Source organism: Escherichia sp. MOD1-EC6021 (genome assembly GCF_002965245.1).
GTDB lineage: Bacteria > Pseudomonadota > Gammaproteobacteria > Enterobacterales > Enterobacteriaceae > Escherichia > Escherichia coli_F.
This window is the reverse complement of the sequence record NZ_PTRU01000003.1, coordinates 78278-102075: the sequence shown is the minus strand read 5'-3', so window position 1 is coordinate 102075 and position 23798 is coordinate 78278. Positions and strand designations below refer to the sequence as shown.

The 23798-nt window shown below is 49.7% G+C and carries 24 protein-coding genes and 1 pseudogene; 11 read left to right on the top strand and 14 right to left on the bottom strand.

The window, feature by feature from the left end:
- Positions 1-3: 3 nt before the first annotated feature.
- From ltaE to BEB54_RS04870, 3 genes are all read left to right on the top strand, one after another.
- On the top strand, positions 4-1005 hold the full coding sequence (gene ltaE / locus BEB54_RS04880) for a low-specificity L-threonine aldolase (RefSeq protein ID WP_105277062.1): 1002 nt from the start codon (positions 4-6) through the stop codon (positions 1003-1005).
- A gap of 10 nt (positions 1006-1015) precedes the next feature.
- Positions 1016-2446 carry an SDR family oxidoreductase gene (locus tag BEB54_RS04875; protein WP_105277061.1) on the top strand — a complete coding sequence of 477 codons (1431 nt, stop codon included), beginning with the start codon at positions 1016-1018 and terminating at the stop codon, positions 2444-2446.
- 98 nt (positions 2447-2544) lie between these two features.
- Positions 2545-3558 carry an NAD-dependent epimerase/dehydratase family protein gene (locus BEB54_RS04870; RefSeq protein WP_024256718.1) on the top strand — a complete coding sequence of 338 codons (1014 nt, stop codon included), beginning with the start codon at positions 2545-2547 and terminating at the stop codon, positions 3556-3558.
- On the opposite strand, the gene amiD is transcribed toward BEB54_RS04870, so the two are convergent.
- From amiD to BEB54_RS28975, 3 genes and pseudogenes are all read right to left on the bottom strand, one after another.
- Positions 3555-4385 (bottom strand): N-acetylmuramoyl-L-alanine amidase AmiD, encoded by an 831-nt coding sequence (gene amiD / locus BEB54_RS04865; RefSeq protein WP_001255175.1) that lies wholly within the window; start codon positions 4383-4385, stop codon positions 3555-3557. The genes BEB54_RS04870 and amiD overlap by 4 nt on opposite strands.
- A complete protein-coding gene (locus tag BEB54_RS04860) occupies positions 4382-4705 on the bottom strand; it encodes a heavy metal-binding domain-containing protein (RefSeq protein ID WP_001160732.1) in 324 nt (107 codons plus the stop codon). Before BEB54_RS04860 ends, amiD begins: the two co-directional genes overlap by 4 nt.
- A 209-nt stretch (positions 4706-4914) precedes the next feature.
- A pseudogene (locus BEB54_RS28975) lies at positions 4915-6716 on the bottom strand (pentapeptide repeat-containing protein).
- Positions 6717-7338: 622 nt separating this feature from the next.
- On the opposite strand from BEB54_RS28975, the gene BEB54_RS04840 reads away from it, so the two are divergent.
- The 6 genes from BEB54_RS04840 to artJ all read left to right on the top strand — a co-directional run bounded on the left by BEB54_RS04840 (position 7339) and on the right by artJ (position 11962).
- A complete protein-coding gene (locus BEB54_RS04840; RefSeq protein ID WP_001270657.1) occupies positions 7339-7854 on the top strand; it encodes a lipoprotein in 516 nt (171 codons plus the stop codon).
- Positions 7855-8071: 217 nt separating this feature from the next.
- A complete protein-coding gene (gene artP, locus BEB54_RS04835) occupies positions 8072-8800 on the top strand; it encodes an arginine ABC transporter ATP-binding protein ArtP (protein ID WP_105282142.1) in 729 nt (242 codons plus the stop codon).
- A 17-nt stretch (positions 8801-8817) separates the two neighbouring features.
- On the top strand, positions 8818-9549 hold the full coding sequence (gene artI, locus BEB54_RS04830; protein WP_000756580.1) for an arginine ABC transporter substrate-binding protein ArtI: 732 nt from the start codon (positions 8818-8820) through the stop codon (positions 9547-9549).
- Between the two features lie 6 nt (positions 9550-9555).
- Complete coding sequence (artQ, locus tag BEB54_RS04825; RefSeq protein ID WP_039020450.1) at positions 9556-10272, top strand: arginine ABC transporter permease ArtQ; 717 nt, start codon at positions 9556-9558, stop codon at positions 10270-10272.
- Positions 10272-10940, top strand: a complete 669-nt coding sequence (artM, locus tag BEB54_RS04820; protein WP_000895400.1) for an arginine ABC transporter permease ArtM — start codon at positions 10272-10274, stop codon at positions 10938-10940. The genes artQ and artM overlap by 1 nt, the downstream gene beginning before the upstream one ends.
- 290 nt (positions 10941-11230) lie before the next feature.
- Positions 11231-11962: an arginine ABC transporter substrate-binding protein ArtJ gene (gene artJ / locus BEB54_RS04815; RefSeq protein WP_001354873.1), complete on the top strand. Its 732-nt coding sequence runs from the start codon at positions 11231-11233 to the stop codon at positions 11960-11962.
- Between the two features lie 174 nt (positions 11963-12136).
- On the opposite strand, the gene rlmC is transcribed toward artJ, so the two are convergent.
- The 10 genes from rlmC to BEB54_RS04760 all read right to left on the bottom strand — a co-directional run bounded on the left by rlmC (position 12137) and on the right by BEB54_RS04760 (position 20868).
- Positions 12137-13264 (bottom strand): 23S rRNA (uracil(747)-C(5))-methyltransferase RlmC, encoded by a 1128-nt coding sequence (gene rlmC / locus BEB54_RS04810; RefSeq protein ID WP_105277059.1) that lies wholly within the window; start codon positions 13262-13264, stop codon positions 12137-12139.
- A gap of 40 nt (positions 13265-13304) precedes the next feature.
- Positions 13305-13793 (bottom strand): YbjO family protein, encoded by a 489-nt coding sequence (locus tag BEB54_RS04805; protein ID WP_000389258.1) that lies wholly within the window; start codon positions 13791-13793, stop codon positions 13305-13307.
- A 59-nt stretch (positions 13794-13852) separates the two neighbouring features.
- Entirely contained in the window at positions 13853-14698 is an 846-nt protein-coding gene (potI, locus tag BEB54_RS04800) for a putrescine ABC transporter permease PotI (protein ID WP_001061668.1), read from the bottom strand.
- Positions 14695-15648, bottom strand: a complete 954-nt coding sequence (gene potH / locus BEB54_RS04795) for a putrescine ABC transporter permease PotH (RefSeq protein ID WP_000105436.1) — start codon at positions 15646-15648, stop codon at positions 14695-14697. Before potH ends, potI begins: the two co-directional genes overlap by 4 nt.
- Before the next feature lie 9 nt (positions 15649-15657).
- Entirely contained in the window at positions 15658-16791 is a 1134-nt protein-coding gene (gene potG / locus BEB54_RS04790) for a putrescine ABC transporter ATP-binding subunit PotG (RefSeq protein WP_000996012.1), read from the bottom strand.
- A 94-nt stretch (positions 16792-16885) separates the two neighbouring features.
- Entirely contained in the window at positions 16886-17998 is a 1113-nt protein-coding gene (gene potF / locus BEB54_RS04785; RefSeq protein ID WP_000126061.1) for a spermidine/putrescine ABC transporter substrate-binding protein PotF, read from the bottom strand.
- Positions 17999-18347: 349 nt separating this feature from the next.
- Complete coding sequence (locus tag BEB54_RS04775) at positions 18348-18824, bottom strand: YbjN domain-containing protein (protein ID WP_000203025.1); 477 nt, start codon at positions 18822-18824, stop codon at positions 18348-18350.
- An 87-nt stretch (positions 18825-18911) separates the two neighbouring features.
- Positions 18912-19814, bottom strand: coding sequence for a 30S ribosomal protein S6--L-glutamate ligase (gene rimK / locus BEB54_RS04770; RefSeq protein ID WP_000684326.1), 903 nt, complete (start codon positions 19812-19814; stop codon positions 18912-18914).
- 60 nt (positions 19815-19874) lie between these two features.
- A complete protein-coding gene (gene nfsA / locus BEB54_RS04765; protein ID WP_000189133.1) occupies positions 19875-20597 on the bottom strand; it encodes a nitroreductase NfsA in 723 nt (240 codons plus the stop codon).
- Positions 20581-20868, bottom strand: a complete 288-nt coding sequence (locus BEB54_RS04760; RefSeq protein WP_023154886.1) for a DUF1418 family protein — start codon at positions 20866-20868, stop codon at positions 20581-20583. Before BEB54_RS04760 ends, nfsA begins: the two co-directional genes overlap by 17 nt.
- A gap of 159 nt (positions 20869-21027) precedes the next feature.
- Between BEB54_RS04760 and grxA the strand changes: the two genes are divergently transcribed.
- Positions 21028-21285, top strand: a complete 258-nt coding sequence (gene grxA, locus BEB54_RS04755; RefSeq protein WP_001195231.1) for a glutaredoxin 1 — start codon at positions 21028-21030, stop codon at positions 21283-21285.
- A 32-nt stretch (positions 21286-21317) separates the two neighbouring features.
- Here grxA and BEB54_RS04750 read toward each other — a convergent pair whose 3' ends face one another.
- Positions 21318-21692: an inner membrane protein YbjM gene (locus BEB54_RS04750; RefSeq protein WP_000681109.1), complete on the bottom strand. Its 375-nt coding sequence runs from the start codon at positions 21690-21692 to the stop codon at positions 21318-21320.
- A gap of 269 nt (positions 21693-21961) precedes the next feature.
- On the opposite strand from BEB54_RS04750, the gene BEB54_RS04745 reads away from it, so the two are divergent.
- Entirely contained in the window at positions 21962-23647 is a 1686-nt protein-coding gene (locus BEB54_RS04745; RefSeq protein WP_001024876.1) for an aspartate:alanine antiporter, read from the top strand.
- Positions 23648-23798 lie beyond the last annotated feature (151 nt).

The following is a 23798-nucleotide window of genomic DNA, read 5'->3' as shown; positions in this document are numbered from 1 at the left end:
GCCATGATTGATTTACGCAGTGATACCGTTACCCGACCGAGCCGCGCCATGCTCGAAGCAATGATGGCCGCCCCGGTTGGGGACGACGTTTACGGAGACGACCCTACCGTTAATGCTCTGCAGGACTATGCGGCAGAGCTTTCCGGGAAAGAAGCCGCCATTTTTCTGCCTACCGGCACTCAGGCCAACCTGGTCGCTCTGCTCAGTCACTGCGAACGCGGCGAAGAGTATATTGTCGGTCAGGCCGCGCATAACTATCTGTTTGAAGCCGGTGGCGCAGCGGTGCTGGGCAGTATTCAGCCGCAACCCATCGATGCTGACGCCGACGGTACGCTACCGCTGGATAAAGTGGCGATGAAAATCAAACCCGACGATATCCATTTCGCCCGCACCAAATTACTCAGTCTGGAAAACACCCACAATGGAAAAGTGCTGCCGCGGGAATACCTGAAAGAAGCATGGGAATTTACTCGCGAGCGCAATCTGGCACTGCATGTTGACGGTGCGCGCATCTTTAATGCCGTGGTGGCTTACGGCTGCGAACTGAAAGAGATCACGCAATATTGTGATTCGTTCACCATTTGTCTGTCGAAAGGTCTTGGTACGCCAGTCGGTTCATTACTTGTCGGTAATCGTGATTACATTAAACGCGCCATCCGCTGGCGGAAAATGACTGGCGGCGGGATGCGCCAGTCCGGGATTCTGGCCGCCGCCGGAATGTATGCGCTGAAAAATAACGTTGCACGCTTGCAGGAAGACCACGATAACGCCGCCTGGATGGCGGAGCAACTGCGTGAAGCAGGCGCGGATGTCATGCGCCAGGACACCAATATGCTGTTTGTCCGCGTCGGACAAGAAAATGCTGCCGCATTAGGCGAATACATGAAAGCGAGAAACATACTGATTAACGCCTCGCCGATTGTCCGCCTGGTAACCCATCTCGATGTCTCGCGTGAACAACTGGCAGAAGTCGCAGCCCACTGGCGCGCTTTCCTGGCGCGTTAAGGAGAGAGACGTGCCGCAACGCATTTTAGTTCTCGGTGCCAGTGGCTACATTGGTCAGCATCTGGTGCACGCGCTTAGCCAACAAGGGCATCAGATCCTGGCGGCGGCACGTCACGTCGACAGGCTTGAAAAGCTGCAACTGGCAAACGTCAGTTGCCATAAAGTCGATCTCAGCTGGCCGGATAACCTTCCGGCCCTGTTGCAGAATATCGATACCGTCTATTTTCTGGTGCACAGCATGGGCGAAGGCGGCGATTTTATCGCTCAGGAGCGCCAGGTGGCTCTTAACGTCCGCGATGCGCTGCGCGAAGCACCGGTTAAACAATTAATCTTTCTCAGTTCATTGCAGGCCCCGCCTCACGAGCAGTCGGACCATCTGCGCGCCCGTCAGGCTACGGCGGATATTCTTCGTGAAGCGGGTGTTCCGGTGACCGAATTGCGTGCCGGAATTATCGTTGGCGCAGGTTCAGCGGCGTTCGAAGTCATGCGCGATATGGTGTACAACCTGCCAGTGTTAACGCCGCCACGCTGGGTTCGTTCACGCACCACGCCCATCGCGCTGGAAAACTTGCTGCACTATCTGGTGGCGCTGTTAGATCATCCGGCCAGCGAACACCGCATCTTCGAAGCCGCCGGACCAGAGGTGCTCAGTTATCAGCAACAGTTTGAACATTTTATGGCGGTGAGCGGTAAGCGCCGCTGGTTAATCCCCATCCCCTTTCCCACCCGCTGGATTTCGGTGTGGTTTCTCAATGTGATTACTTCCGTACCGTCAACCACCGCCAAAGCGTTGATTCAGGGGCTGAAACATGATCTGCTGGCGGATGACACCGCGCTACGTGCACTCATCCCACAACGGCTGATCGCTTTCGATGACGCGGTACGTCGCACCCTGAAAGAAGAAGAAAAGCTGGTCAACTCCAGCGACTGGGGATACGACGCTCAGGCCTTTGCCCGCTGGCGACCGGAGTACGGTTATTTCGCCAAACAGGCGGGGTTTACCGTTAAAACGTCCGCCAGCCTTGCGGCTTTATGGCAGGTGGTGAATCAAATCGGCGGTCAAGAGCGTTATTTCTTTGGCAATATTTTGTGGCAAACCCGGGCGTTGATGGACCGCGCGATCGGTCATAAGCTGGCGAAAGGCCGCCCGGAGCGTGAATATTTGCAGACCGGAGATGCGGTGGATAGCTGGAAAGTGATTGTCGTTGAACCGGAAAAACAACTTACGCTGTTATTTGGCATGAAAGCGCCGGGGCTGGGACGACTGTGTTTTACCCTGGAAGATAAAGGTGACTATCGTACTATCGATGTTCGCGCATTCTGGCATCCGCACGGTATGCCGGGGCTGTTTTACTGGTTACTGATGATCCCCGCGCATCTGTTTATTTTTCGCGGAATGGCAAAACGAATCGCCAGACTGGCAGAACAAAGCACAGATTAATCGACAAAACCTGCGTTATTCTTTCATGTTTCCCATTGCATCAAGGGGGAAATCACGGAAGAATGCGCACGTCATTTTCTCAACAACAGTGGATTGATATGAAGGTACTGGTTACCGGCGCCACCAGCGGCTTAGGTCGAAACGCGGTAGAGTTTTTATGCCAGAAAGGCATCAGCGTGCGTGCGACCGGTCGCAACGAGGCAATGGGTAAATTGCTGGAAAAAATGGGCGCAGAGTTTGTTCCGGCGGATCTGACCGAGCTGGTCTCATCACAAGCTAAAGTGATGCTCGCAGGCATTGATACGTTGTGGCACTGCTCCAGCTTTACCTCTCCGTGGGGGACACAACAGGCTTTCGATCTGGCTAACGTTCGCGCCACTCGCCGTCTGGGTGAATGGGCTGTCGCCTGGGGAGTACGTAACTTTATTCATATCTCTTCCCCCTCCCTGTACTTCGATTATCACCACCATCGCGATATTAAAGAAGATTTTCGCCCTCACCGCTTCGCTAACGAGTTTGCCCGCAGCAAAGCGGCCAGCGAAGAAGTGATCAATATGCTTTCGCAGGCGAATCCACAAACACGCTTTACTATTTTACGCCCACAAAGTCTGTTCGGGCCACACGATAAAGTCTTTATTCCCCGTCTGGCGCATATGATGCACCACTACGGCAGCATTCTGTTACCACACGGCGGCAGTGCGCTGGTCGATATGACGTACTATGAAAATGCCGTGCACGCCATGTGGCTGGCAAGTCAGGAAGCCTGCGATAAGCTGCCTTCCGGGCGAGCATATAACATTACCAACGGCGAGCATCGCACTCTACGCAGCATCGTGCAAAAACTTATCGACGAGTTGAATATTGATTGCCGTATTCGCTCGGTGCCTTACCCGATGCTGGACATGATCGCCCGCAGCATGGAGCGTTTAGGTCGCAAGTCAGCAAAAGAGCCGCCGCTGACCCACTACGGCGTCTCCAAGTTGAATTTTGACTTTACGCTGGATATGACGCGTGCACAGGAAGAATTAGGCTATCAGCCAGTCATCACTCTGGATGAAGGCATTGAGAAAACTGCTGCCTGGCTGCGCGATCACGGGAAACTGCCCCGCTAATCCTGACCGTATTTCTCCAGCAACGCTTCGGCAATCGCCTGAGTTTCTGCATCCGCTTCGCCGTTGTATAACGTCGGGCGAAAATGCATCTGGAACGCCATAATCACGCGCCGCTGCTCGCGCGGTGTCATATCAGGTTTAACGTCATAACCATAGCGCGCCAACAGTTCCAGCAATGGCGCGGTATCTACTGGCGTGTGCGGCGCACGCCCGGCAAGGTAAAAGTTCACCCGCTGCGCATCCGGCCAGGCACCAATCCCCTGCTGCGCCAGTTGCTGCCACGGAAATAACGGTCCTGGATCGTCTTTTCGCTGCGGCGCAATATCCGCATGTGCCACCACGTTTTCCGGCTTGATGTGATAACGGGTAATAATATCTTTCGCCAGGGGGATGAGCGCCTGTATCTGTGCCGGTTCAAACGGGGCAAAATATTTCACTCCGGATGATTTTTGCCAGCCACGGTTTTCCAGCTCAATGCCAATAGAGGTGTCGTTAAGGCGTGTTGCCCCGCGCCAGGCGCTAATCCCCGCATGCCAGGCCAGTTCCTGTTCCGGCACCAGTTGCCAGATGCGCGGTTTACCGTTGTATCGCGGTGGCACAGCAGGGACCAGATAATGCGAGCTGACCTGTTTATCGGTCAGTGTCGCCAGCGAGCTATCAAAATCATCTGCGGTGTAGTGGATCACCAGCACTTTAATGCGCGGATACGCCGCCTGCGCCTGGCGTCGGGTATCAAGCTGGTATCCCTCTTTCTCGACAATGCCTTTTTCGCCTGCACACCCTGCAAGTAACAAAGCAGCGGCGACCAGCCAGAAGACTCTTCTCATCGACGTGTTTTCACCGCCGTACCGCTGACGCTAACCATCAGCATACTGCCGTTTTGCCCGACCGTTTCGTAGTCGATATCAATACCGACTACGGCATCGGCCCCCAACGCCCGCGCCTGCTCACCAAGTTCCTCAAAGGCAATCTCCCGCGCTTTACGCAATTCTTTTTCATAAGCCCCGGAGCGTCCGCCAACGATATCGCGGATACCGGCAAAGAAATCACGGAAAATATTGGCACCTAAAATCGCTTCGCCTGTCACCACACCGCAATATTCAACGATGGTCTGGCCTTCCAGAGTTGGGGTTGTAGAAAATTGCATGATCGATCTCCTTGTTTGCTAATCCTTCGATCTCAAAGCATTATCGGGCTGATATGCCATGTTGGGAAGAAGGTTTTGATCAGTTTAGGAAATCATCTCATTGTGTCAAAAATAAGCGCATATGCCTTTACGATTACCCGTCTCCTAACCCGATATTGGTTTCATTATGGGATAGCGCTGACCTGCTATATTATGTTGTACCTGCAACATTAATGAATGGGAAGAGTCACCTTATATTGTAAATTATTCCAAAATTTTTCCGCATCTTGAGGCTGAGGAATATACCTCTGAATTCTTGTTTGATCGGTCTCCGCAAAACATGAAAGTAATGTAACCTCAAGGCTTCTATCATTAATATAAGCAAAGATCATTTTTGCAAATTCGTAAATAAATGCCCGATCCTGAGCGCTTAATAGCTTAATACAATATTTATTCTTTAGAGAGTAAAGGATTTCAATGAAAGCATCCGCTGCAACCTTTACGTTATTCCCAACGGTCATATTAAATATATCCCTTACACAGATAGAGTACAGTGATAGTAAACAACCATACAAATAATCATTTATTAATTCTTTTGTCCATTTTACTGGTAACCATGGTCTTATCTTGACATCATGCATACTACACTCATGAAAAAGACATTTATAGAGATTAACTCTTATCATATCAACACTGTAAAAATGGCAATGGACAAATTTTGAAGAATGAGCATTTACATTATTAATTTTAGTCGCTCTAAACGTAAAGTTACTGAATACGTTTTTCGTTAAATTACTATTTGTTATCTTAACATCACCTAAACTGCCGTTCTCAAAACAACATCCCTTCAATATACTTTCATTTAAAAGAGAATGTGATAAATACAGATGATTTAAGTTTTTCTTCATTAAACCCACAGCATCAAAATGACTATATTTAATAAAACAACCATCATTGAGTAGCGTTTTTAGATTGACTAAATTACTATCATGTTCACGTGCCATAGTTGTGATAGGGGTTGGAAGAGACATGAAAACCTCTTCATTGACCATCAAGTGAATCATGCATTGCTTGCCTTTTGTCATATCCACACTTACACTACAAATATCGTTGTAATGCGATGAATGCATTTCCGGACACAGATTCAATACAATATTTTGAAAGGCGTAAAATCGTGTTAATACTTCCGAATAAGTAATTGGATTAAACTTAAGATCGTCATTAGCAAAACCAAGTGTTATTGTATGTTCTACATTTAGGTCAGGTTCAGATGAGTCTTCAAGAGCAATATCATCACTGAAAATTTCGCCTGATGTATTATCACTGTTACAAAAGGTGCTCATCAATGCAATGGTATTTATAACGGACTCTTTGTCGATATCCTCACTCATTGTATATCGCCTGCTATAATCATAGAAATGAATAAATGCGTCTTTTATAATTGTTATATATTGTTCCTTATTAAATACAATTCGATTGTATACTTTTTCAAAGATCGCATTCGCGATCTTACAACCAAGGGTATACCTATATAACAATGGATAAGAATCAATAGTAAAATTCTTCTCCAATTCACATTGCAGTTTATTTTCGTAATGCAGAGGAAAAAGAAATTCTTGTCTTTCCATTTTTCCGCTGACTTTATTTCGCACCCCAATGGTGATTCTTTCATTGCCAATTTTTATTTCAACTTCATTGTTTTGTGATGTACCAAGGTATGTTTTAGTACCAGTTTCGAAAGCACTACTAAAAAAAGAATTAAAATAATTATTTGCTGAATAAATAATGTTACCGAGCGACATATCATTTTTAATAGTTTCACTATCAGCATTTATTACTAATACTAGATTCAAGTAGATGGTGTCCCATGTAGATAACTCATCCTTATGACTGGATTTTAATATGGTAAAAAATTCCCTCAGCGAGGCCATGAGATTATCACTTTGATTCGGTTGTGTGCTTAGAAATGATGACGATTGTTCAGAGACATTATTTATCATATAAAAATCACCCAAAAAAAACAATAACCCACTGTACTCCCTGTGATTTATAAACATAAAGTCACAACACATTCTATATTCATATTAATTAATGGCGCATTGAAAAAAATTATATTATTCTTAACTCAAATCCATTAGCTTAATAAGATTATATTCTTCACTCACAACCGTAACAAAAATAATATTATCGAAAGTTAAAGTTGGGACTATCAAATTTCGCTCATTTCAAACATACATTGTGATTTTTGCAATCATCTTAATCTTAGGGCCTATCATCATATGTTAAAATTTTGTCAATAATAGAAATGAATCTTGGTCACCTATCATGCGTTATAAATGTGCAACTGGCTTCCTGCAGATGCTCTTAACTTCTACAGCAGGATTTATACCAGCGTTTCAGAACTATCATATTTACCTTAAATGATCATTTCAGTCTTATAACACGCTCAGCCTCACAAATGGTTTACACTGTCTATTGTTTGGGTAATTTAAGTAAGTCAGCTACGATCAACCTTGAATGGGGAGCCAGCAATGGACTTAAGCCTAATCGGGTCTTCAGATTGTTTCAGAATTGTATAAAAAACAATGTATTAAATAATCTGATTGTTTTTGGTCATAGTGTGACGCAGAAAGCAAGCCAATAAGGAAATGATTATGCGCTACCGTTCACTATCTCTACTTATTCCATGTGCACTGCTGCTGAGTGCCTGTACCACCGTCACGCCAGCTTATAAAGATAACGGCCCCCGCACCGGTTCCTGTGTCCAGGGTGGACCTGACAGCGTGGCTCAACAATTCTATGACTACCGCATTCAACATCGCAGCAATGACATTACCGCTCTGCGCCCCTATTTGAGTGACAAACTGGCAACCCTACTTAGCGATGCCAGCCGCGATAATAGTCATCGTGAATTGTTAAGCAGCGATCCGTTCTCCAGTCGAACCACCTTGCCAGACAGCGCCCACGTTGCCAGTGCATCTACTATCCCTAATCGTGATGCCCGTAACATTCCTTTGCGCGTGGATCTCAAACAGGGTGACCAGGGCTGGCAGGATGAAGTGCTAATGATTCAGGAAGGCCAGTGTTGGGTGATTGACGATGTGCGCTACTTAGGCGGCAGCGTTCATGCCACAGCAGGTACACTCCGTCAGTCAATCGAGAATCGCTAACGCCTTGATCAACCAATAACCCCCGTAAATTGTCCGGCATTTCGCGAGGAATGCCGACATTTATGCTCGCCGCCCACCGCGCCCGTTATTTTGTGCTATGTTTAGTGAATAATGCGCTTTGCTTTTAACTTTTAAAGCAGAAATATTGCATAATTATTCTGTCAAAGGTACTATCTTCGACCTCAATAGCTATCAGACTGCCAGTATACGAGTGTCAATGAGTATTCAATTAAACGGCATTAATTGCTTTTACGGCGCGCATCAGGCGCTGTTCGATATCACGCTGGATTGCCCACAGGGCGAAACGCTGGTGTTACTTGGCCCCAGTGGCGCGGGTAAAAGCTCGCTGCTGCGTGTACTCAATCTGCTTGAGATGCCGCGCTCCGGTACGCTCAACATTGCAGGCAACCATTTCGATTTCACTAAAACGCCCTCAGACAAAGCGATTCGCGATCTGCGTCGTAACGTCGGTATGGTGTTTCAACAATACAACCTGTGGCCGCACCTCACCGTGCAGCAAAACCTGATTGAAGCGCCCTGCCGTGTACTGGGATTGAGTAAAGATCAGGCGCTGGCCCGTGCAGAAAAATTGCTGGAACGTCTGCGCCTGAAACCTTTCAGTGATCGCTATCCGCTGCATCTTTCTGGTGGTCAGCAGCAGCGTGTTGCTATTGCGCGTGCGTTAATGATGGAACCGCAGGTACTGCTGTTCGATGAACCGACCGCCGCGCTGGACCCGGAAATTACGGCACAAATCGTCAGCATCATTCGTGAGCTGGCAGAAACCAATATTACCCAGGTGATCGTCACCCACGAAGTGGAAGTGGCGCGTAAAACCGCCAGCCGTGTGGTGTATATGGAAAATGGTCACATCGTAGAACAAGGCGACGCGCGCTGCTTTACCAAGCCGCAAACCGAAGCATTTAAAAACTATCTCTCTCACTAAGATTCGGGATAACAACAATGAAAAAAGTTCTGATTGCCGCGTTAATTGCAGGTTTTAGTCTTTCCGCCACAGCTGCCGAAACTATTCGTTTTGCCACCGAAGCCTCCTATCCTCCGTTTGAATCAATGGATGCAAACAACCAGATCGTTGGTTTTGACGTCGACCTGGCGCAGGCATTGTGTAAAGAGATTGATGCGACCTGCACTTTCTCTAACCAGGCGTTTGACAGCCTGATCCCAAGCCTGAAATTCCGTCGCGTAGACGCGGTGATGGCTGGTATGGATATCACCCCGGAGCGTGAAAAGCAGGTGCTGTTTACCACGCCGTACTATGACAACTCTGCCCTGTTTGTGGGTCAACAAGGTAAATACACCAGCGTTGATCAGCTGAAAGGCAAAAAAGTCGGCGTTCAGAACGGGACGACGCACCAGAAATTCATTATGGATAAACATCCGGAAATCACCACGGTTCCTTATGATAGCTACCAGAACGCGAAACTCGATCTGCAAAACGGTCGTATCGACGGCGTTTTTGGTGACACCGCAGTGGTAACCGAATGGCTGAAAGATAACCCGAAACTGGCGGCTGTCGGCGACAAAGTGACCGATAAAGATTACTTCGGTACTGGCCTCGGCATCGCGGTACGTCAGGGCAACACTGAACTGCAGCAGAAATTCAACACTGCGCTGGAAAAAGTGAAGAAAGATGGCACTTACGAAACCATCTACAACAAATGGTTCCAGAAGTAATACCTGATGAATGAATTTTTTCCTTTAGCAAGCGCCGCCGGGATGACCGTCGGCCTTGCCGTTTGTGCATTGATTGTCGGACTGGCGCTGGCGATGTTCTTTGCGGTGTGGGAGTCAGCAAAATGGCGTCCTGTCGCGTGGGTAGGTTCAGCACTGGTGACGATTCTGCGCGGTCTGCCAGAAATTCTGGTGGTGCTGTTTATCTATTTTGGCTCCTCGCAGTTACTGCTGACGCTTTCGGATGGCTTCACCATCAATCTTGGGATCGTACAGATCCCGGTGCAGATGGACATTGAGAACTTCGACGTTAGCCCGTTCCTGTGTGGGGTTATCGCCCTGTCGCTACTGTATGCCGCCTATGCCTCGCAAACCCTGCGTGGCGCACTGAAAGCGGTGCCGGTGGGCCAGTGGGAATCCGGTCAGGCGCTGGGGCTGTCGAAATCGGCTATCTTTTTCCGCCTGGTGATGCCGCAGATGTGGCGTCATGCGCTGCCTGGTCTCGGTAACCAGTGGCTGGTACTGCTGAAAGATACCGCGCTGGTCAGTTTGATAAGTGTGAATGATTTAATGCTGCAAACCAAAAGCATCGCCACTCGTACCCAGGAGCCATTTACCTGGTACATTGTGGCAGCAGCGATCTATCTGGTGATTACCCTGCTCAGTCAGTACATTCTCAAACGCATTGACCTGCGCGCGACACGTTTTGAGCGGAGGCCTGGCTGATGCTTGAGTATTTACCCGAACTGATGAAAGGGCTGCACACCAGCCTGACGCTGACGATTGCCTCGCTGATTGTGGCGCTAATTCTGGCGTTGATTTTTACCATCATCCTGACGCTGAAAACGCCGGTACTGGTGTGGCTGGTGCGGGGCTATATCACGCTGTTTACCGGTACGCCGCTGTTGGTGCAGATCTTCCTGATTTACTACGGTCCAGGCCAGTTCCCGACATTGCAGGAGTATCCGGCACTGTGGCATCTGTTGTCAGAACCGTGGTTGTGCGCGCTGATTGCGTTGTCGCTGAACAGTGCGGCGTATACCACGCAGCTATTTTACGGTGCAATTCGTGCAATCCCGGAAGGTCAGTGGCAGTCCTGTAGCGCCCTGGGGATGAGCAAAAAAGATACGCTGGCGATCCTGCTGCCGTATGCCTTTAAACGCTCACTCTCTTCTTATTCCAACGAAGTGGTGCTGGTGTTCAAAAGTACCTCTCTGGCTTACACCATTACGCTGATGGAAGTGATGGGATACAGCCAGTTGTTGTACGGGCGCACTTACGATGTCATGGTGTTCGGTGCGGCGGGGATTATTTACCTGGTCGTCAACGGCCTGCTGACACTGATGATGCGTTTGATCGAGCGCAAAGCGCTGGCGTTCGAGCGACGGAATTGACATGGCTGCATGCTGATGCCGGATGATTTGTAGGTCTGATAAGACGCGCCAGCGTCGCATCAGACACCAGCACGGTGCCTATGCCGGATGCGGCGTGTACGCCTTATCCGGCATACATAGTGCATAGATTAATATAATAAAGACGGGCAACCCACTAAGTTGTCCGTCTTTTTTTATTCATTACGAATTATTTAATCATATTTATTGCATATAAATTCACTTAATGGCATTGTTATCTCATGCCGCAGACACGGCCAAAAATCATAAGATTGACAGACGGGAGTTCCATCATGAAAAAGTTAGTTCTTGCCGCTTTACTTTCATCCTGTGCATTCGGCGCTTCTGCGGCAGAGAAAATCAATTTCGGCGTATCAGCGACCTATCCTCCCTTTGAATCTATAGGTGCTAATAATGAGATTGTCGGCTTTGATATCGACCTGGCAAAAGCGTTATGCAAACAGATGCAGGCAGAATGTACTTTTACCAATCACGCTTTCGACAGCCTCATCCCGTCACTGAAATTCAGAAAATATGACGCCGTTATCTCCGGTATGGATATCACGCCGGAGCGTAGCAAGCAGGTATCATTTACCACGCCCTACTACGAAAACTCAGCTGTTGTGATTGCCAAAAAAGATACCTACAAAACGTTTGCCGACCTGAAAGGCAAACGCATTGGGATGGAAAACGGTACAACGCACCAGAAATATATTCAGGATCAACACCCGGAAGTAAAAACTGTCTCCTATGACAGTTATCAAAATGCCTTTATCGACCTGAAAAATGGTCGTATTGATGGGGTATTTGGTGACACAGCGGTGGTTAATGAATGGCTGAAAACCAATCCACAACTGGGCGTTGCAACAGAGAAAGTAACCGACCCGCAGTACTTCGGCACCGGTCTGGGCATCGCTGTACGTCCGGATAATAAAGCCCTGCTGGAAAAACTGAATAACGCACTGGCAGCGATTAAAGCAGATGGTACGTATCAGAAAATCAATGACCAGTGGTTCCCGCAGTAATCGGGACTGATGACAAAAGTAAGATTGCCTGATGCGCTACGCTTATCAGGCCTACATTTACCCTGCAATGCATTGATTTAGCACGATTTTGTAGGCCGAACAAGGCGCTCACGCCGCATCCGACATGAACAACGCGCACCTTATCAGCAATCTGAAGCCGCAGCCGCGGCTTTTTTATTGCTTCACCAACAGTGTCAGCACTTCATAGTGCGCGGTGTGCGGGAACATATCAAAAAGCTGTACCCGTTCAATACGATAACCTGACAGTTCGCGGATATCTTTGGCCATCGTTTGGGCGTTACAGCTGGAGTAGATGATAAAACGCGGAGCCATCGTTGAAAGATAATCACACAGCGGTTTACCAATACCTCGGCGCGGCGGGTTAACCAGCACCAGCTCCGGCACCTCTCCCTGAGTGGTGACAAACTGAGTGGAGTCCAGCGCCTGAAATTGCAAACGCGTTAAGCCCAGTTCAGCAGCTGACTGCTTCGCACAGGCAATGGCCTCTGGCGCAATTTCGATCCCGGTTAACTGCATGTCAGGCGTCGCGCAGTGTAAACCAAAGCCGCCCACGCCACAGAACAGATCCCACATATGTTTAACCGGCAACTGTCGTACCCAGTCGCGCGCAGTAGCGTACAGCTGGCTGGCGACTACCGGATTAGTCTGGAAGAAACTTTGTGGACGGATCCACAGCGGCACATCGTTAAAACGCTCAGCCAGCGCCTGTTGTTCGCTCAGATAAATCTCCGTCTCCCCTTCCATAATCGCCATATGTATCGGCTGAATATTGGCGGTAATGACTTTCAGCTGCGGCAGTTGTTCCTGTAACCACGGCAGCGCCTTACGCAGTTGTGCCAGCTTGGTTTCGGAACGCAGTACAAAGCGCAACATCATGCCACCATCACTTTGGCTTTCAGTCAGCAGAATGTATTTCAGTTCGCCACGCTTACGCGCCACATTGTAGGGGGTTAGCCCCGCACGGGCGATAAACGGTTTTAACGCCGCAAAAACGGGCGCAAATGAGGAGGGATAAAGCGGACAATCGCAAAGGTCTTCTGGTGTGCCGTCGCGATGCAGCATACCGAGCAGTGGTTTTTCAACGCTACCACTCACCACCATTTTGGCTTTATTACGAAACCCTTGCTCCGGGCCTGACACCGGCTCGCACCATTCCTCAACCGAAAAGTCGGCGAGCAGATTTTTAAGATCGGCGGTTTTAGCGGAGAGTTGCTCTGGAATCAGCTGCGTTATCCACTGACAGGAACGACAGCGACCCGCGTCGTAAAGTGCGCACTGCATACATTGACCTTCACATCATCAGGGGCGACGATTATACACATTATTGCAACTGGAAGAACCGCCGACTGGTCGAGGGAACGAACAGTAGCAACAGGATGAGCATATCCGGCAACTTCTGCAGCATCAGACTATGGAAGATTTCACGTTTTGATTCACCGGGAATGCTGAACAGCTCCGGATAACCATACCCCAGCGAAGCCGCCCACAAATAACTGGCGGCCGTGATTTGTGTCAACAGATACAGCCAGCGCGCCCAGCGACGCCCTTTCACCAGTGAAAACGCACACCAGATCTCAATGAAAACCAGCACCAGGCTGCTTAAAAAGACCAGTGTTAAACTCCAGGTTTGTACACTGCGATGAATGAACTCGCCAATACCGCGCACGCCCAGCGTATTGAAAATCATCAGCACGTCGAGGCCACGGATCATAATAATGGCGAGCGCCGCCACCTGCACCAGCGCAGGCACATTCAGGCGAGCATGAGATGAAGATGTTTTCTTAAAAAATCCCAACGTTTCGTCTTCCATGAAAACAATGCCGCGACATGCGCGGCATTATGTAGCCAGGTTGGCAAATTTTAGTGTCTTCAGCCACGTCTTGCACGCTGGATGTCGCGTATCCGCTGTTTTTCTGCGCGCGCCATCAGATACCAGGCGATAAATCCGACAATTCCGACTGCGCCGAGGATTAATGTTGCCAGGGCGTTGATTTCCGGATTCACCCCCATCCGCACGCTGGAGAAGACCAGCATCGGTAACGTGGTGGCTCCTGGCCCGGAAACAAAGCTGGCAATCACCAGATCGTCGAGCGACAGAGTAAAAGCCAGTAACCAGCCAGAAATGATCGCGGGCATGATCATCGGTAGCGTAATGACGAAAAACACTTTCAGCGGCGTCGCACCGAGATCCATCGCTGCTTCTTCAATGGAACGGTCCAGCTCCCGCAGACGCGACGAAATAACGACTGCCACATAAGCCGTACAGAAAGTGACATGCGCCAGCCAGATGGTGAGCATGCCTCGCTCCGCAGGCCAGCCGATGGCATGTGCAAGTGCGACGAATAACAACAACAGCGACAAGCCCGTGATGACATCTGGCATCACCAGCGGCGCGGTGATCATAAAGGCAAAACCATTTGATCCGCGAAACCTGCCAAAGCGCACCAGCACGACCGCCGCAATCGTCCCGAGGATCGCCGCCGCCGTTGCCGCACAGGCAGCTATTGTCAGGCTTAAACCAACCGCACTCATCATCGCGTCATCGCGCAATAATTCGCCATACCAGCGCGTTGACCAGCCGGCCCACACCGTCACCAGCTTCGAGCTGTTGAATGAATAGATCACCAGCATCAGCATTGGCGCGTAGAGAAAGGTGAAGCCCAACAGCAAAATCACAATTCGCCAGGGCGAACGAACCACCGGTAAATTATTCATCCGTGTTCTCCCACGCTTTTTTGCTGATGCTTGTGGAACCACATTATCGGCACAATTAGCAGCAACAACATGATGATCGCCACTGCCGAGGCCACCGGCCAGTCACGGTTGTTAAAGAACTCCTGCCACAGCACGCGTCCGATCATGATGCTATCCGGACCGCCGAGCAGCTCCGGGATTACAAACTCTCCCACTGCCGGAATAAAAACCAGCATCGATCCGGCAATAATACCCCCTTTGGTGAGCGGCACGATCACAGTAAAGAATGTTTTCAGCGGTCGAGCGCCGAGATCCAGTGCCGCTTCCACCAGCGAATAATCAATACGAATCAAGGCGGTGTAGATCGGCAGCACCATAAACGGTACATAGGCATAAACAATGCCAATATAAACGGCCAGGTTTGTATGCAGAATGGTCAGCGGCTGGTCGATAACCCCCAGCCACAGCAGAAAATTATTCAGCACGCCGTTATTTTTTAATATTCCCATCCAGGCATAAACGCGGATCAGAAACGAGGTCCACGACGGCAGGATCACCAGCAGCAATAAGATATTGCGGGTCGAAGGCTTACTGTGCGCCACCGCCCACGCCAGCGGATAGCCGATCAGTAAACAACAAATTGTCGAAATCGCCGCTACCTGTAACGACTGGAGATATGCATCGAAATAGAGCGGATCGTCAGTCAGTTGCAGGAAATTACCAAGATTGAGGGTGATGGAAAGTTGCCCGTCAGCCCACTCCATCAGTTCGGTATAAGGTGGAATAGCGCGCGCCATCTCCGCCAGACTTATTTTAAAGACGATCAGAAATGGCAGCAGAAACAGCAAGATCAACCAGATATACGGCAACGCAATGACCAGTTTGCGCCCATGCTTCATTTGCAGCTGCGACAACCACAGCTTAAATCCGCCCGGCGGTTTCGACTGGGCAGCAGGTTCAAGTGTACTCATCTTTGCTCCTTAAACCGTCAGCACCACACAACTGTCCACTTCCCAGCACAAGCGCACTTCATCGCCCCAGGTGGGTAATCCTTTACGATAACGATGGGCATTTTGTAGCTGGGCGCTGATCATCTGCCCGCTTTTCAGGCGAACGTGATAGACCGAAAGATCGCCGAGATAGGCAATGTGCATCACCTCCCCCACCGCGAAGTTACAACCATTGGCGGGCGGTTCTTCACAAAGCATGATTTTTTCCGGACGCAGCGCCACATGCACCGGCACGTTATCGACCACCGAAGCATCTACATCAACTTTCAGTGGATGCACCAGCCCCGGCGAATAAAGCACCAGACCATCTTCCTGACGCTCTTTGAGTACACCTTCAAAGACGTTTACCGAACCGATAAATTCAGCACTGTAGCGCGTGGTCGGATGCTCGTAGATCTCTTCCGGCTCGCCAATCTGGACAAATTTCCCACGATTCATAATGGCGATGCGCCCCGCCATGGTCATCGCCTCTTCCTGATCGTGAGTGACCATTACGCAGGTCACACCGACGCGCTCCAGAATATCCACCACTTCAAGCTGCATCCGGTCACGCAGCTTTTTATCCAGCGCGCCCATCGGCTCATCGAGCAGTAATAGTTTCGGGCGCTTGGCAAGGCTTCGGGCCAGCGCCACACGCTGTCGCTGACCGCCGGAAAGCTGGTGCGGTTTGCGTTTGGCGAACTCCTGCATATGCACCAGCCCAAGCATCTCATTGACCCGGCTGGCAATTTCCGCTTTCGGTAGTTTGTCCTGTTTCAGGCCAAAAGCGATGTTCTGTTCCACGGTCATATGCGGAAACAGCGCGTAAGACTGAAACATCATATTGATGGGGCGCAGGTAAGGCGGCACCTGTGACAAATCGACGCCATCGAGCATAATCTGCCCGGCAGAAGGTTGTTCGAAACCTGCCAGCATACGCAGCAGCGTGGACTTGCCACAGCCGGATGCGCCCAGCAGCGCGAAGATTTCGCCTTTATAGATGGTCAGGCTGACATCATCGACCGCATGCTGACCATCGTAAGATTTAGTCAGATTACGGATTTCTAATAGCGGCGTCAGCGCCTTACGGGTTTTCGCCTGGGGGCGAGGGATAGCGTCATTCACGGCTGCTCTCCGGCATTGAATGTGTGCAAGCGCACCCTGATGGTGCGAATTGCCGGCGGGTGTGGTGCGCCCGTCCGGCATCTACGGCTGCGGATTATTTTCCGCTCTTCACTTTGGTCCACGCGCGGGTGCGCACACGGTCGATTTTCGGATCCTGCACTTTCAGAGTGAACAGCTTCGCACGGACATCCGCAGGCGGGTAAATACCGGGGTTATCACGCACTTCCGCGCTTACCAGCGGCGTAGCTTCTTTGTTCGCGTTGGCATAGAACACATGGTCAGAGATATGCGCTACGACATCCGGACGCAGCAGGTAATTCAGGAACTGATAAGCTTCGTCTTTATTTTTGGCATCCGCAGGCATGGCAAATACATCAAAGAATGCCATCGCCCCTTCTTTCGGAATCGAGAACGAGACATTCACGCCATTCTTTGCTTCCTTCGCGCGGTTTGACGCCTGCCAGACATCGCCCGCCCAGCCGATAGCGACGCAAATATCGCCGTTTGCCAGGTCGTTAATGTATTGAGATGAATGGAAATAACGAATGTTCGGGCGCAGCTTTAACAGCAGATCGGTTGCCGGTCCGGTGTAATCATCTGCTTTAGTGCTGTTGGGATCTTTACCGAGATAATTCAGCACGGTAGCAAACACTTCTTCCGGTGCATCAAGGAAAGAGACGCCGCAGCTTTTCAGTTTTTCCAGATTTTCAGGTTTGAGGATCAAGTCCCAGCTATCGACGGGCGCGTTTTCACCCAGTACCGCTTTGACTTTATCGACGTTATAGCCAATCCCGGTCGTCGCCCACATATAGGGCATAGCAAATTTATTATCCGGGTCATGTTTAGCGACCAGCTTCAGCAGTTCCGGGTCGAGATTCTTCCACTCCGGCAATTTGTTTTTATCCAGTGGCTGGAAAACTCCCGCAGTCAACTGGCGCTCCAGAAAGCTGGCAGATGGAACCACCAGGTCAAAGCCGGTGCTCCCCGCCATTAATTTTCCTTCCAGTACTTCGTTGGAATCGAAAACATCGTAAACGACTTTAATACCGGTTTCTTTTTCAAAATTGGCCACCGTATCCGGGGCGATATAATCAGACCAGTTATAAATGTGGAGTGTTTTTTGTTCAGCCGCGAGCGTGCCGACAGAGACGGCCATCAGAGCACCCGCAACCAGACCCGATAGCCATTTTTTATTTAAGGCGGTCATATCTCTTTCCTTCTGAAAGTTCGTTAACAAACGAACAAAAGTTGTCACACTGAAAGATATGCAATATTCGTGCATATTTTTATCGGCTCGGTGTAAGAAAAGAGAACTCTCTCCCGGCCAGCACTGCTCGCTATATAAAAGCATCGCAAGAATAACTTTAGCCAGGGTTTGAGACTATAGCTCGGATTAAAAAACGGTATTTAACAAATTTTTATGCGTATTTGCTCTATGTGATAAAGCCAAATCGGCACAAGAGAAGTGAAATAATCTTTAATAAAAGGTTAAAAACAGCAGATAATTTTGCAGCACGCAGTCACTGCGGCAGCGACTGCGTACTCGAAAGGAGTTATCAGTGGAGGAAATAGTTTTCGGTAACGTTGTTTTGCCCTTCATCGTCAGTCGGTAACAGCAGTTGATGGGCATTAGCTTCAAGAATGACCATCGAAATCTGCTCTTCGCTCTGACGCACGAACCATGCAAACTGCTCATAGGTTACGCCCTGCATAACGGATAAAGACTGGCAAACCACCAGCTTTGGCAGATTATCATCCTGCATATCAAGAAATGCTTTCACGGTCAGCGAACTGGCATTGATGGCGGATAAATCCGCCGCCAGCGGCAATACGGCTGAAGGTCGGACTTCCGCCATGGCAGAAAACAGGATCGTGTTATCGATCAGATCGATTTTGGCATCAAAGACACCGTCGAAATTCTGCATATGGGGCAGATGCAGAGCCTGACAGTTATCACATTCAAAAAAACTCATCCCCAGGTCATCGAGCCATTGACGCAACGTATCCAGACCAGGAACGACCAGCGATGTCATAATTTTGTACAACCTCTTCCGATAAAAAGACCGGCACAGCTTACGCAAAAAGCGCAGGCAAAACCATGATCAGTAATGTGATTGCGACTAACCACCCGTTTTCAGGCAATATTCTGTCGTGGCGTTGCGTTCGATCCAGCGGATCATTTTACTCGCGATGTCGATACCGGTGGTTTTTTCTATTCCTTCCAGCCCCGGCGACGCATTCACCTCCATCACCAATGGCCCGCGATTAGCACGCAGAATATCCACACCAGCAACGTCCAGCGCCATCGTTCGCGCGGCTTTTATCGCGATTTCACGCTCCTGTGGTGTGATACTGGCGACGCTTGCCGCGCCTCCACGATGCAAATTGGAACGAAAATCGCCCTCTTTCGCCCGCCGTTCAATCGCAGCGACCACTTCATCGCCAACAACCAGACAGCGGATATCGCACCCTTGCGCCTCTTTGATATATTCCTGCACCAAAATATGCGCGTTCAGACCGCGAAAGGCGTCAATCACGCTTTCCGCCGCCTGACGCGTCTCCGCCAGCACGACACCAATTCCCTGCGTACCTTCAACCAGCTTAACCACCAGCGGCGCACCACCGACCATGTCGATTAAATCGCTGGTATCATCCGGCGAATGCGCAATGCCCGTGACAGGCAGGTCGATGCCCTGACGCGCCAGCAGTTGCATGGAACGCAATTTGTCACGCGCCCGGGCAATGGCGACCGACTCATTGAGCGGATAGCTCCCCAGCATCTCGAACTGGCGCAGTGCCGCCGTCCCATAAAAGGTAATGGCGGTGCCAATACGCGGGATCACAGCGTCAAAATGGGGTAACTTGCGGCCTTTGTAGTGAATTGAAGACGCCGCAGGATTTATGTTCATGTAGCAAGAAAGCGGATCAAGAATTTCAACCAGGTGACCACGCTGTATAGCGGCTTCACGCAGCCGCTTACACGAATAGAGCGTTCCATCCCGGGACAATATGGCAATTTTCACCCTGCACCTCTCTGTCAGACCTGGTCAAAAGCCCGCGTATCATACATCGGCGTGGCGATTTTAGCGCGTAGCCCAACCCTGTTTGTGCAAATAATCCAGTATAAATGGGCGGCTTTCTTTAATGATTGTTCGGCGGATATGATCGCTCCAGGTATCCCGGCGATTATTGCTGCCACGGGTGAGGTAATATTCCGCCAGTTGTTCGTCATACTGCGCCAGTGCGTCTTTATCCAGCGGTTGATAGCTGTTTTCATGCACCAAAATGGAAGCCGGTAAACGCGGCTTAAGATCTGGATTATCCGCAGGCCAGCCAAGGCACAGCCCAAACAGCGGCAGAACATGCTGCGGTAATTTCAGCAGTTCCGTCACCGCTTCAATATTATTGCGCAGGCCGCCGATATATACCCCGCCCAATCCCAGCGATTCCGCTGCGGTTAACGCATTCTGCGCCATCATTGCCGTATCAACGACACCGAGCAACAGTTGTTCCGCCAGGCCAAGTTGTGCATCCGGACAGATCTGTAAATGGCGGTTAAAGTCGGCACAGAACACCCAAAACTCCGCCGCTTTCGCTACGTGTTTTTGCCCGCCGGTCAGCGTCACCAGTTCATCACGTAACGCTTTGTCGGTAATGCGAATAATGCTACTGCACTGCAAAAAACTGGAACTGGACGTCGCACGGGCGCTGTTAATAATCGCCTCACGCTGCGCTTCGGAAATGGGTTCATCAGTGAAATGGCGAATGGAGCGATGGCCACAAATAAGTTCAATGGTTGGCGTTATTATCTTTTTCTCTTTCTGAACGTGAATATTGCGGTGGACGGTTCATCAGCTGTGGGGCAAGACGTTTTGCCACCTGAAGAATAACCACCACCGCAGCGGGAAGCATGAGCAAAACACCGAGAAAAATCATCAGAATCTGCACTTCTGGCCGAGAAAATGGCTCAGGCAGCGACAGGGAGTCGCTTACCGACAGCAGCGCCACCGCCAGCAACATCATTCCGATAAATTCCAGTATCAACACGCTTTTAGGCAATTTACCGATCGCGCGCATACGCTTCCCTCTGCAAAGTGAGCCTTCAGTCTAAAACTTTTCACTGTATTGTGTTTAACAGTTATAGCTTTTAGCAATTAATGCAACAGGTTAAACCTACTTTCAGCGAATACATTTTAGCGTGATCATTACAGGCATAAGTCTATGAGGGGAGAAATAATGCAAACCGTTATTTTTGGTCGTCCGGGTTGCCCTTACTGTGTGCGTGCAAAAGATCTGGCTGAGAAGTTGAGCAATGAACGCGATGATTTTCAGTATCAGTATGTAGATATTCGTGCGGAAGGGATCACTAAAGAAGATCTACAACAAAAGGCAGGTAAACCCGTAGAAACCGTGCCGCAGATTTTTGTCGATCAGCAACATATCGGCGGCTATACCGATTTTGCTGCATGGGTGAAAGAGAATCTGGACGCCTGAGCGTCTGACAAGCCCTCGTGTTGAGGGCTTAATTAATTTTTTCTGTGCTGTGATTTAAACAAACTGCTGATAAATAAGAAACACAATGCCCCCAACGCACACCAGAACACCGCACTTAATAACCATGCCAGCTCTTGCCAGAATGAGCGCGTTGGTGAAAAAAACAGCCGCATTATGAGCATCGAACAGGGTGCCGCCAGCATTGCGCCAAACAGAGGTTTCAGGACTTCTCTACGCTGTGAAAAGAAGCTGGCAACCGCTCCAGGAAGAATGAAAAACAGCAAACCAATTTCAGGATGCCCGGCAGCCCGAAAAGCGCCTTTCATGTGCGTCGCCAGAAAAAGGCACACCACAATGAAGAGGACAAAACAGCAGATTGCCCCCGCCCAACGTTGTTTATGTTTCACTCGTTCCTCCTGACACTGCGTCTATCGAACACATTTTTCGCCAGTGTGGCGTTCAGTAAGATAAAGCCGCTTCGCATTCCATGCTAATATAGGCCAACGCAATTCATATAGCCGTTGATACCTAATGTGATTACACTAGTAAAATATATTGTTACTTTACTATCGTTTAGGTGCGCTGAATGAATCTGCGCCCTGAATTCTGGTAAAAAACATTATCGTAAATTACCATTTCTTTCAACAGCTTACTAGTAAACAAGAAGTTAGCCTCCGTGAATATAAACGTCGCCGAATTGTTAAATGGGAATTACATTCTGTTATTATTTGTGGTCCTCGCGCTTGGGCTATGTCTCGGGAAATTACGACTTGGTTCGATCCAACTGGGTAATTCCATTGGCGTTTTAGTCGTATCGCTGTTATTAGGCCAACAACATTTCAGCATTAACACCGACGCGCTTAATCTTGGCTTTATGCTGTTTATTTTCTGCGTCGGGGTCGAAGCTGGACCGAACTTTTTTTCCATTTTTTTTCGCGATGGGAAAAATTACCTAATGTTAGCACTGGTGATGGTTGGCAGTGCGCTGGTGATCGCCTTAGGGTTAGGTAAGCTGTTTGGCTGGGATATTGGCCTGACGGCCGGTATGTTAGCAGGCTCTATGACGTCAACACCGGTTTTGGTCGGTGCTGGCGATACACTGCGTCATTCCGGCATGGAAAGCAGGCAGCTCTCACTGGCACTGGATAATCTGAGCCTCGGGTATGCCTTAACCTATTTAATCGGTCTGGTGAGTTTGATTGTTGGTGCGCGTTACTTGCCGAAATTGCAGCATCAGGACTTACAGACCAGCGCCCAGCAAATCGCCCGCGAACGTGGCCTGGACACAGATGCCAACCGTAAGGTTTATTTGCCGGTGATCCGCGCCTACCGCGTCGGCCCGGAGCTGGTAGCCTGGACCGACGGCAAAAATCTGCGTGAACTGGGTATTTATCGACAAACTGGCTGTTACATTGAACGTATTCGTCGTAACGGGATTCTGGCAAATCCAGACGGTGATGCCGTACTACAAATGGGCGATGAAATAGCGTTGGTAGGCTATCCCGACGCCCACGCCCGACTCGATCCCAGTTTCCGTAATGGCAAAGAAGTTTTTGATCGCGACCTCCTCGACATGCGTATCGTCACTGAAGAAGTGGTCGTTAAAAACCATAACGCTGTTGGCAAACGTCTCGCACAACTGAAGTTGACCGATCACGGCTGCTTCCTCAACCGCGTCATTCGTAGTCAGATTGAGATGCCGATTGATGACAACGTCGTGCTTAACAAAGGTGACGTTTTACAAGTCAGCGGCGATGCCCGTCGCGTAAAAACCATCGCCGATCGCATCGGCTTTATCTCGATTCACAGCCAGGTCACTGACTTGCTGGCATTCTGCGCCTTCTTTGTTATTGGGCTGATGATCGGGATGATCACCTTCCAGTTCAGCACATTCAGTTTCGGCATGGGGAACGCTGCCGGGTTGTTATTCGCCGGAATTATGCTGGGCTTTATGCGCGCTAACCACCCGACCTTCGGTTACATTCCGCAGGGTGCATTAAGCATGGTGAAGGAGTTCGGCTTGATGGTGTTTATGGCAGGCGTTGGTCTGAGCGCTGGTAGCGGTATTAATAACGGCCTGGGCGCGATTGGCGGTCAAATGTTGATTGCCGGATTGATTGTCAGTCTGGTGCCAGTGGTTATCTGCTTCTTGTTCGGTGCTTATGTATTGCGAATGAACCGCGCACTGTTGTTCGGCGCAATGATGGGCGCACGCACCTGCGCGCCGGCAATGGAGATCATCAGTGATACAGCTCGCAGTAATATCCCGGCGCTGGGCTATGCGGGCACCTACGCAATCGCCAACGTTCTGCTAACGCTGGCTGGGACAATCATCGTCATGGTATGGCCAGGATTAGGATAAAACTGAAGTTGCCCTGAAAATGAAATTTTTTTGCACAACCGCAGAACTTTTCCTCAGGGCATCAGTCTTAATTAGTGCCACTGCTTTTCTTTGATGTCCCCATTTTGTGGAGCCCATCAACCCCGCCATTTTGGTTCAAGGTTGGTGGGTT

What these genes read in the sequence shown, in the direction of transcription:
- ltaE (WP_105277062.1), top strand. Translation starts at nt 4, where the DNA reads ATGATTGATTTACGCAGTGATACCGTTACCCGACCGAGCCGCGCCATG.
- BEB54_RS04870 (WP_024256718.1), top strand. Translation starts at nt 2,545, where the DNA reads ATGAAGGTACTGGTTACCGGCGCCACCAGCGGCTTAGGTCGAAACGCG.
- amiD (WP_001255175.1), bottom strand. Translation starts at nt 4,385, where the DNA reads ATGAGAAGAGTCTTCTGGCTGGTCGCCGCTGCTTTGTTACTTGCAGGG.
- BEB54_RS04860 (WP_001160732.1), bottom strand. Translation starts at nt 4,705, where the DNA reads ATGCAATTTTCTACAACCCCAACTCTGGAAGGCCAGACCATCGTTGAA.
- BEB54_RS04840 (WP_001270657.1), top strand. Translation starts at nt 7,339, where the DNA reads ATGCGCTACCGTTCACTATCTCTACTTATTCCATGTGCACTGCTGCTG.
- artP (WP_105282142.1), top strand. Translation starts at nt 8,072, where the DNA reads ATGAGTATTCAATTAAACGGCATTAATTGCTTTTACGGCGCGCATCAG.
- artI (WP_000756580.1), top strand. Translation starts at nt 8,818, where the DNA reads ATGAAAAAAGTTCTGATTGCCGCGTTAATTGCAGGTTTTAGTCTTTCC.
- artQ (WP_039020450.1), top strand. Translation starts at nt 9,556, where the DNA reads ATGAATGAATTTTTTCCTTTAGCAAGCGCCGCCGGGATGACCGTCGGC.
- artM (WP_000895400.1), top strand. Translation starts at nt 10,272, where the DNA reads ATGCTTGAGTATTTACCCGAACTGATGAAAGGGCTGCACACCAGCCTG.
- artJ (WP_001354873.1), top strand. Translation starts at nt 11,231, where the DNA reads ATGAAAAAGTTAGTTCTTGCCGCTTTACTTTCATCCTGTGCATTCGGC.
- rlmC (WP_105277059.1), bottom strand. Translation starts at nt 13,264, where the DNA reads ATGCAGTGCGCACTTTACGACGCGGGTCGCTGTCGTTCCTGTCAGTGG.
- BEB54_RS04805 (WP_000389258.1), bottom strand. Translation starts at nt 13,793, where the DNA reads ATGGAAGACGAAACGTTGGGATTTTTTAAGAAAACATCTTCATCTCAT.
- potI (WP_001061668.1), bottom strand. Translation starts at nt 14,698, where the DNA reads ATGAATAATTTACCGGTGGTTCGTTCGCCCTGGCGAATTGTGATTTTG.
- potH (WP_000105436.1), bottom strand. Translation starts at nt 15,648, where the DNA reads ATGAGTACACTTGAACCTGCTGCCCAGTCGAAACCGCCGGGCGGATTT.
- potF (WP_000126061.1), bottom strand. Translation starts at nt 17,998, where the DNA reads ATGACCGCCTTAAATAAAAAATGGCTATCGGGTCTGGTTGCGGGTGCT.
- BEB54_RS04775 (WP_000203025.1), bottom strand. Translation starts at nt 18,824, where the DNA reads ATGACATCGCTGGTCGTTCCTGGTCTGGATACGTTGCGTCAATGGCTC.
- BEB54_RS04760 (WP_023154886.1), bottom strand. Translation starts at nt 20,868, where the DNA reads ATGCGCGCGATCGGTAAATTGCCTAAAAGCGTGTTGATACTGGAATTT.
- grxA (WP_001195231.1), top strand. Translation starts at nt 21,028, where the DNA reads ATGCAAACCGTTATTTTTGGTCGTCCGGGTTGCCCTTACTGTGTGCGT.